The 8,416-nt window shown below is 41.9% G+C and carries 10 protein-coding genes; 5 read left to right on the top strand and 5 right to left on the bottom strand.

Translation table 11 applies throughout. The annotated features are described in order from the left end of the window. Nucleotides 1-82: 82 nt before the first annotated feature. Both IFO68_RS16335 and IFO68_RS16330 read right to left on the bottom strand, forming a co-directional pair. Nucleotides 83-1,132, bottom strand: a complete 1,050-nt coding sequence (locus IFO68_RS16335; protein WP_192016901.1) for a pyridoxal phosphate-dependent aminotransferase — start codon at nt 1,130-1,132, stop codon at nt 83-85. A gap of 3 nt (nt 1,133-1,135) precedes the next feature. Beyond that, nucleotides 1,136-2,131: a class I SAM-dependent methyltransferase gene (locus IFO68_RS16330; RefSeq protein WP_192016900.1), complete on the bottom strand. Its 996-nt coding sequence runs from the start codon at nt 2,129-2,131 to the stop codon at nt 1,136-1,138. Between the two features lie 641 nt (nt 2,132-2,772). Between IFO68_RS16330 and IFO68_RS16325 the strand changes: the two genes are divergently transcribed. Next, nucleotides 2,773-3,759, top strand: coding sequence for a TauD/TfdA family dioxygenase (locus IFO68_RS16325; protein WP_192016899.1), 987 nt, complete (start codon nt 2,773-2,775; stop codon nt 3,757-3,759). 85 nt (nt 3,760-3,844) lie between these two features. Here IFO68_RS16325 and IFO68_RS16320 read toward each other — a convergent pair whose 3' ends face one another. Next, entirely contained in the window at nt 3,845-4,021 is a 177-nt protein-coding gene (locus tag IFO68_RS16320) for a hypothetical protein (RefSeq protein ID WP_192016898.1), read from the bottom strand. Nucleotides 4,022-4,325: 304 nt separating this feature from the next. On the opposite strand from IFO68_RS16320, the gene IFO68_RS16315 reads away from it, so the two are divergent. From IFO68_RS16315 to yjjG, 3 genes are all read left to right on the top strand, one after another. Then, on the top strand, nt 4,326-5,231 hold the full coding sequence (locus IFO68_RS16315; protein ID WP_192016897.1) for a chemotaxis protein: 906 nt from the start codon (nt 4,326-4,328) through the stop codon (nt 5,229-5,231). A gap of 117 nt (nt 5,232-5,348) precedes the next feature. Then, nucleotides 5,349-5,654 (top strand): hypothetical protein, encoded by a 306-nt coding sequence (locus IFO68_RS16310; protein WP_192016896.1) that lies wholly within the window; start codon nt 5,349-5,351, stop codon nt 5,652-5,654. A 104-nt stretch (nt 5,655-5,758) separates the two neighbouring features. Next, the gene (yjjG, locus tag IFO68_RS16305) at nt 5,759-6,433 is read left to right on the top strand and encodes a pyrimidine 5'-nucleotidase (protein ID WP_192016895.1); all 675 of its coding nucleotides are present in this window, start codon (nt 5,759-5,761) and stop codon (nt 6,431-6,433) included. A gap of 138 nt (nt 6,434-6,571) precedes the next feature. Here the strand turns inward: yjjG and IFO68_RS16300 are convergent, their stop codons facing one another. After that, complete coding sequence (locus IFO68_RS16300) at nt 6,572-6,736, bottom strand: hypothetical protein (RefSeq protein ID WP_162836569.1); 165 nt, start codon at nt 6,734-6,736, stop codon at nt 6,572-6,574. 276 nt (nt 6,737-7,012) lie between these two features. Continuing rightward, nucleotides 7,013-7,873 carry an HTH-type transcriptional regulator HdfR gene (gene hdfR / locus IFO68_RS16295; RefSeq protein WP_161458713.1) on the bottom strand — a complete coding sequence of 287 codons (861 nt, stop codon included), beginning with the start codon at nt 7,871-7,873 and terminating at the stop codon, nt 7,013-7,015. Between the two features lie 161 nt (nt 7,874-8,034). Here hdfR and IFO68_RS16290 point away from each other — a divergent pair, with 161 nt between their 5' ends. Further along, the gene (locus IFO68_RS16290; protein ID WP_375713902.1) at nt 8,035-8,403 is read left to right on the top strand and encodes a MaoP family protein; all 369 of its coding nucleotides are present in this window, start codon (nt 8,035-8,037) and stop codon (nt 8,401-8,403) included. The last annotated feature ends 13 nt before the right edge of the window (nt 8,404-8,416 follow it).

Genomic DNA, 8,416 nt, shown 5'->3' with positions numbered 1-8,416 from the left:
ATGCAGCATCAAGCCAACTAACAACCTATTAGGCTATGCTATACACGCCTGACTATAATCGCATTCAATGGTTCACAGAAAATCAGTAACCGTGATATTTCCTCAAAGCCTGACAAAATACATCAACATCACTTTGTGATATAAAAGATACTCTCGCCCACCCAGGCAAACCAAACAAATCACAATCTCTTACATGAACACCCATAGCCTGTAACTTATCTATAAATTCATCACATACAGATCGGTGGTTAAAAAGTACAAAATTTGTCTCAGAAGGAATAAAATCTATATCAAGACTTCGAAAAACACTCATTACCTCTGATGTATATCCCTTCGAATTATCAATAATAGTTTGATGCCTCACTTTGTCTTTCAATGCAATAACACCTACTTTTTGTGCTATTGCATTAACCCTAAAGGGTAACGCTTTTGCGACATTAAAAATTACCGAAAGGTTTTCTTTTTTTGATACTGCATAACCTAACCTTAACCCAGATAAAGCATGTGTTTTTGATAAGCTTCGGAGAACGATTAAATTAGGATGTTCATTGATGTCATTTATAACGCTATAAATTTCACTACCAATAAAATCAATATAAGCCTCATCAACAACAACGATTACACCAAATTTATTAAAATAACGAACAAGCTCGAGAATAGCACTTCTATCAAGAACAGTTCCACATGGATTATGAGGGTTGCAAATAAACGCAAGTGTTACGTCTGGGTTCAATTGTAGAGTGGATCTATATTCTGTGACACAGATATGAAAATCTCTCAAAGGAACAGATATTCCCACCCCACCATGAATATTGGTAGACATAGCATAGCCTGGGTACGTTGCATCGCTGAACATAGCCTTTTTACCATGTTTTAAATAAGCGCAGCAAAGCAAAAAAATCACTTCATCAAGACCATTACCTACAAATATATTATCAGACTGCAATCCATGGTAATTCGCAATAACCTCTACAAGCTCCCGGGAAGTAGGATCAGGGTATAACCCTGTCTTTTCAATAGCATTTAATAGCGTGTTTTCAATGTCTTTTGTTGGGTAGCTTCCAACTTCGCTCATGTGCAAACGATGTAAAACATCATCACTATTCTCATTGTAATTTCGTATAATAGTCATAAATTATTTGCTCTCTAGTACCTTAAATATCATTAGATATGTATTAGGGACATTGAGATACTGTTTATCTATTAATTCAGCACCAGCAAAATTAAAAGCATGAATATATGTTTCTTCCGGAAAAATGTTTATCTGTTGCATTGCATGCACCATCTCAAATCCATTTGAGAAGATTTCTTTTACTTGTATATCATCATTTTTTGCTTTAACCGTATCTGCAACCCAGATGTATTTTGGCTGGCCAAACTCTTTGACCACTTTTCTGGCAGCTTCCTCAGGACCATAGATATTAAAAAGATCGTGCATAGACATGAAAGACATTACAACATCAAGATCATTGCCAATAGCACCTCTCACTTCATCAGCGACCGCTAATGCATCTCCCTGTATGAGTTTTATCTGCGCACTAACACCATGCTGTGCAACCAGTTCCGCAGCAGCCTTTATTGCTTCAGCATTAATATCTACACCAATTGCACGACAAGTACTAACTTCTTCAACTGCATGAATCAAGCGTTTCCCAACACCACAACCTAAATCAACAATATAACGGGGCTGATACTCCTTAAGCACATTGATATACGCATCCAACATAAAAGCCGAATTTGCCATTTGCGAGCCTACCGCAACATAATGTCCATTAATCGCTTCTCGTGCAGCCGATTGAGTACCATCCAAAATACTTCTTCGGATGTAGTCTCCATAGCCGCCAACCAACCATGTACTAAAAGCAGAATAGGTTGCCCAGCTACGTCCAAGGTCGGTGAGCATAAACTTAGTATTCTGCGACTTTTCGACGATGCCAAGTTTCACCGTAAATGACAGCAGTTCATTAACTGTGAATGGAAGCAAATGTTGATAACGTTCTAAATGGTCCAGTACTACTTGACTACTGGCAAATCGAAGCTCGTCATCAAAGACCTGCCAGAAATCAACCTCTGTTAATAAAAATGCTAGGTTTGTTGTTAAGTAGCCATTGAAACTGTCTGCTGCATCCATCCGCGCCTCCGAAGTATCACTCACCAAAATTTTAGTGTTTTCAGTATAAAATGTTGTTCATTTAACAAAATCACCCAGACACAAGGTTGAAGTTATACATATCAACGATAAAAGATTCTTAGTAGCGTAAACAAAGCTTACAAAATCATCATAACCAGAATCGATAATGCAGTGGAGTATAAATAATGAAATCTGTTACTAACATCAGGAAAAACAAAGACAACAAATAAAGATAAATACACCATTAAATAGTGAAATTTAAGACCGAAATAAACACTTAAACCAAAAAAGCAAAATAAAAGATCATAAGACAAGTATAAAAAAAGACTATCAACCCACAACGAAATCAATCATGGAGTTCAAAATAAAACTTCAAATTATTTGAAAAATAAATAGTAAATAACACAAAAGATAAAAAACCCAGATAAAACAACCAACAAATAAACGCATTTTGAAATAAAAGTTTATTTACCATTTTTGTTACTAAAGCCTAATTTTCAACAAATAACTTTGACAATCAACAGATAAAGAAAGCGGAAACAAAGCAAACTTAATCAACTTAATTCTTTAAGAAAAATTTAATGTGAGATATATTAACTTACAAATCACGGCATTCGTTTCATTTCACAGAGGCTTAGTACATGAGCATCAATTCCTTTATAGATAATGAAAGTGGTATAAAAGGCTATAGTTATAATAGTCACAACAAAGATAATGATCAGGCCAACACTATTATAAAGCTTTGGGTTGAAGCCAATAGAGAAGAGGTGTTATCCGATTTGCATCACTTCCCAGCTCTTATTTTCAGAAACTTTCCTATTTCCTCACCTGATTTATTTGAAGATTTTGTTAGGCTTCTGAATTTCAAACCGTATAGCGATTATACTGACTTACCTAAAGAGTCAAATTCATCCGGCGTCTATAAGTCCACACCTTATCCAAACCACAAACCCATACTGTTTCACAATGAAAGTGCTCATATGCCGTCTTGGCCTCAGTATCAATTTTTCCATTGCTTAAAAGTCGCAGAAAAAGGTGGAGCCACACCTATCGTAGACTGCCGAAAAGTTCTCAACGAACTACCAGCAAAACTCGTTGATAAGTTCACGATAAAAAAATTAGCATATGTTCGTACTTTTAAAGACTACCTCGATGTAAGCTGGCAAAGCTTTTTCATGACATCAGATAAAGACGAAGCCTCAAAAAGATGCATAGAGCAGGGATACAATTTTAAGTGGCTGGATAACGGGGAGTTACAAATCAGTACAATTTCCCCTGGTACTATCACTCACCCCATCACACAGGAAAATGTCTTTTTCAACCAAGTGCAGTTACATCATGTATCCTTCCTAGATACCAAAACACGCGACAGTATGGAAGAAATGTTTGGATCAGACATGATGCCAAGAAATGTTTTTTACGGTGATGGTTCTGTTATCTGTGATTCCGATATGAACTTAGTTAAGCAAGCTTTTGACAAATACGCAGTGAGATTCAAGTGGCGTAGGAATGATATTTTGATGCTTGACAATATGCTCACGGCGCATGGAAGAGATCCATTCGAAGGTGACAGAAAAATATCCGTCATCATGGCCAACATGGTCAAAAAAAACGATTTTCTTTCCTAAACAGCTAGCTCAAAACCTCTTCACCTATCTTTAGTAAAATCAAATAACATGTCAGCCAGAGCTCACCGCTCTGGCTGACAGTCCATTAGCTGGAAGGATACTCGCTTTCTTTTCTCTGGCGAGAACGCTTAATTGTCCAGTGCTCGTTAGGATCATAGTTTTCATCACAAAGGTCGATAGAGAACCCCATATCGACAATTTCTTTCAATGTCAGGTTATCCGCCAGATGAGCGATATCACCAGATCTATTACGTAATTCCATAACCGTACCTATCTCTGTAACCTACTTGATAACCCGTCCCTGATGTGTATCTTTCCCTGAAACCCTCTTTGTGACTTTAACTATAGCTTCAATAGAAGCATTACGTGGCGTTCAAGCCAGACGTACTCAGCTGCACAGCCAGCAGGTAAAAGCTGGATCGGCCTCTAACTTCCAGTACTAAGAATAAAATCAATATGATGAATTCCTTTTGCCTGACGCTCAGGCTACTATAATCGGAATACATTTCTTGTCTTCCTCTGTACAGACATGAGGCAATCCGGCGAGTGGATTAAGGGAAGCTGCAATGCTCAAAACCGCAACGAATCAATCTCAGGGGATGCTGCTGTTCAGGCTGAATTCCCGGCAACTATTTGCAATTGGCACATTGAAAGTAAAAGAAATCGTGCCCTTTACGCCATTGACAGCCATTCCGCAGTCCCACCCTACAGTGTTAGGCGCAGCCAGCCTGCGCGGCGATACGCTGCCTGTCATCGACATGGCTAAAGCTATCGGCTACCCGGCGCTGACTCAGGAAGAACTGAAGAAATGCTACATCATTATTACTGATTGCCGACGCAAGCTGGTGGGTTTTCTGGTACGTGGCATAGATAAAATCACTGAATGTAACTGGCATAATATCGATGCACCTCCGCCATCCCTTGGCAGAAACATCTTTGTCACCGGCGTCACCAATATAGAGAATCAGCTCGTTCAGCTGCTTGATATTGAATTGTTACTTTCTAAAGTCTTTCCTGACTCACCTGAAAGCCTGCACCCGGTATTGACGGATGTTCAGCGAGAAACGCTAAGACCACTGAAAATCCTTCTGGTGGATGATTCGGCTGTTGCACGACGTCAGCTCTGTCAGGCAATGGACAGCGTCAGCATCCCCTATCACATCGCAACCACTGGGACAGATGCACTGAGAATGCTGAATCAGGCTGCCGATGCAGGCCAGCCATTTGACATTCTGGTCAGCGACATTGAAATGCCTGGCTTAGATGGCTACGAATTAGCCTTTGAAGTACAAAATAATTCAAAGCTTACTGGGACTTACATCATTCTTCATACCTCACTGTCCAGTGAGATAAGTGTCTCTCAGGCGCATCAGGTCGGCGCCCATGAAGCGCTGACTAAATTTGAAGCCAATGAGTTAATCCATGCCATGCTTCGCGGTGCTCACCAGCACCAGGAAAGCAATGTTGGCTGAAGTTCAAAAAAATTACATCGTTTAGTCCGAACTAACAAAAAACTGACATTCACTGCGGCAGCTATGGCACAGTTGCCGCAATCAGTTTTCTCCAGCTATCAGTAACGGATCAACACCATGTTCAAGCGCATTGTATTCAGTGCCATAATCCTAACCGCCTCCACCACCGCTTTCGCCAATCCAGAACTGCTCTCTCCCGATGAAGCAGACCTCGGGCATTTTCAACTCATTGAAACAATCGAGATAAAAGGCGATATCGACGACAGCATAGCCCAGCTTATCGACAAATCACTTGAGAATAAAAATGGGCAATTCTATGCCATCGACACCATCAAAGAAGACATCAAACAAGAAACACTGACGCTGGTCATCAAGCTCTACAATGAGCCTGCAGGCATGATGAAAGACCAACTGGCAGCGTAAACTTCCGGCCAACAATGTGTTTCCACTGGTTTACCCAATTCCTTTTGTTGGTGGAGCGGTAAAAGAGTAGTATGTGTGCCTCTGCAACTTCAAAGGCTTAATGTATGAAATACCAGTGGATTCTGTTTGACGCCGACGAGACTCTTTTTCACTTTGACGCTTATCGTGGCCTTAAGCTGATGTTTTCACGCTTTGAGGTCGATTTCACGCCAGAGCATTTCTCCGAGTACCAGCGTGTCAATCAGCCTCTTTGGGTTGACTACCAAAACGGTGATATAGACGCAGAGCAGCTGAAGCATCAGCGGTTTGAATCCTGGGCTCAGCAACTTGGCGTGACAACCGTTACCCTGAACAGCGCATTTCTCGAAGCAATGGCAGACACCTGCTCTTTGTTACCGGGTGCAGCCACTCTGCTTGAACGCCTCAATCCTCACGCGAAAATGGGCATCATCACCAACGGTTTTACTGAGCTGCAGGACATTCGCCTGCAGAGAACCGGCGTGGATCACTATTTTTCTTCTCTGATTATTTCGGAAAAAGTGGGCGCCGCCAAACCGTCTCCTATCATCTTTGACTATGCCATCAATGCGATTGGCAATCCTGCACCCAGTACAGTGTTGATGGTTGGAGACAACCCGCATTCAGATATTCTGGGCGGCATGAAGGCCGGAATGGATACTTGCTGGCTCAATCACCACGATGCACAAGCACCAGAGGGAATCAGACCCAGCTACACAGTGCGCCATCTGGATGAACTAACTAGTCTGTTATTCAATTAATGTTGCGACTTTAGATAACGGCGGGAAATAAGCGGCGATAAGGTTGTAGCCTGTCTGATATAACAAAGCGCACCGATAAGTGCGCTTTTCATGTCTGGCTACCCAAACTGGGGGGCTATGTAGTCAAAAAAGCAGTAATTATTCGTAGTCGAAATCGATGTACTCACCGCTGTCCTGACGCTGACGCGTTGATCGGCGTTTCTTCTTCCGCGCCTGCTGATTGTAATCTAAAAAGTCATCGTTAAAGTCACTCTTAAACTTGGACTTAGACCCTTTGCGGAACTTCTCATCTAACTTTGCCATGCTTGTTTCCTGACACACAACCAGATAAAAACATTGAGTATATTAGGTTGCCATTAGTGGCAAACCATCACCACTAAGCATAGGGTAACGATTCAGACATACGCTAATGCTTAGTGTTACAGTCAGGTGGTCAGTTCTATCGCTGTACATAGCCGAAACAGTGATTAAGTGTACGGAACTGACCCCTTCAGCAGCGAGACTAATGCAAAGCCTGAATCCCTGTACAACAAGATATTTTCATCAAGAGAATAAAATATTCTGCTCGATGAAATGCGCCTAGACACGCTCACTTATTTCACTGAACGCGACATCCAGCAAACCGTTAAGCAGTTCCACTTTTTCATTATCATCACGCCAGACTAGGTACAAAGACTGCTCCATGACGGGGGCGTTATTAACCAAATGCAGCTCACCGGACTCAACACTGTGTGCAATAACAGGTGAAGGCAAATAGCCTACTCCGCCATTGTTCAATAAGTGTTCCAATGCCATCTTACTGGAATGTGTGTGTAAGATAGGTGTCTTCTGCAGTTCATTAATCCGGCTGTGATCAACGGCAAACCGCGTCCCCCAGTCCAAATAGATCAAAGGAAAATCTTTGATGTCTGACATGCCACAGTCGGACTGATGACAAACCAGTTGCAGCTGATAATCCCTGACTTTATTCACCATCAAATCGTCAATCTTTGGCGGTTCACTGGTGATAACCACATCCACGCTCTTATTCAGTATTTGCTTGGCCTGAGCCTGACGAGGAACGGTTTCCAGACGCAACGCCAATTCTGGAATCGCACCATAAATACGGCTGATCCAGTCTGACAGACCATCAAACTCCCACACCAGGGCGGAAGCGCCCAGCGTGATCTGGTTATTACGTGAGTCTGACAATGCCACATCCTGACGCGCCCTGCTCCATGTCTGCAAGATGGCTTCTGCATACGGCTGGAGACGTTCACCTGCCGCAGTCAGATGAACATTGCCGCGTTGACGTGAAAATAAAGCGTTACCTAACTGGGATTCCAGTTGGCGTATCCGGAAACTGACCGCAGACTGAGTCAGATATAAATTATCGGCAGCACGGCCAAAGTGACGTGTTTTCGTCACTTCTAGAAATGTTCTGAGTAGTTCGGTGTCCACAAGTAAACCTACATAATGAAGAGTGGGACTCTGGGCATATATGCCCTTAGCGATAGTACACTGCCCCTCCCCCCATTATCATCAAAAAGTTTTATCGTTACGACGAAAAAGCTTTGATTTACAACTCGACAAACCTGAAAGAATATCTGCGAAAATCTCACATGGCAGGTGATCAGATGAGAAATGTAGGTAAATTTTACGACGATAAAAATTTCCCGCGCGGATTTAACCGCTCCGGTGTCTTCACTGTGGGTGAAGCCAGCATTTTGGAAAGTTATGGCAGAACCATGCGTGGCATCCATGAAGGTTTGCTCAGGCCTGAAACACCGGAAGAAGAGCAGTTTTTTGCTGAAATAACAGGACAACAGGAAATCTCTTCAGACTTTGCTAAATGCTGGGTTAAGTACCTGAAACAAACTTCTACAAAAATACGTAGCTACACCTTGTGTAACTCACCTCGCAAATCATCAGCAAGCAGCTTTGACGATGATAGCGATGACGGCGGTAGCGATGACGACATGGATTTTTAATTAATCCGTCATT

It is taken from the genome of Photobacterium arenosum, from assembly GCF_014841115.1.
GTDB classification, from domain to species: domain Bacteria; phylum Pseudomonadota; class Gammaproteobacteria; order Enterobacterales; family Vibrionaceae; genus Photobacterium; species Photobacterium arenosum.
The sequence above is the reverse complement of the archived record's forward strand: the minus strand, read 5'-3'. Positions and strand labels throughout refer to the sequence as shown.

Excerpts from the sequence above, each read along its gene's own strand:
- IFO68_RS16325 (WP_192016899.1), top strand. The coding sequence starts at position 2,773 with ATGAGCATCAATTCCTTTATAGATAATGAAAGTGGTATAAAAGGCTAT.
- IFO68_RS16300 (WP_162836569.1), bottom strand. The coding sequence starts at position 6,736 with ATGGCAAAGTTAGATGAGAAGTTCCGCAAAGGGTCTAAGTCCAAGTTT.
- IFO68_RS16315 (WP_192016897.1), top strand. The coding sequence starts at position 4,326 with ATGCTCAAAACCGCAACGAATCAATCTCAGGGGATGCTGCTGTTCAGG.
- IFO68_RS16290 (WP_375713902.1), top strand. The coding sequence starts at position 8,035 with ATGGCAGGTGATCAGATGAGAAATGTAGGTAAATTTTACGACGATAAA.
- IFO68_RS16320 (WP_192016898.1), bottom strand. The coding sequence starts at position 4,021 with ATGGAATTACGTAATAGATCTGGTGATATCGCTCATCTGGCGGATAAC.
- IFO68_RS16335 (WP_192016901.1), bottom strand. The coding sequence starts at position 1,132 with ATGACTATTATACGAAATTACAATGAGAATAGTGATGATGTTTTACAT.
- IFO68_RS16310 (WP_192016896.1), top strand. The coding sequence starts at position 5,349 with ATGTTCAAGCGCATTGTATTCAGTGCCATAATCCTAACCGCCTCCACC.
- IFO68_RS16330 (WP_192016900.1), bottom strand. The coding sequence starts at position 2,131 with ATGGATGCAGCAGACAGTTTCAATGGCTACTTAACAACAAACCTAGCA.
- yjjG (WP_192016895.1), top strand. The coding sequence starts at position 5,759 with ATGAAATACCAGTGGATTCTGTTTGACGCCGACGAGACTCTTTTTCAC.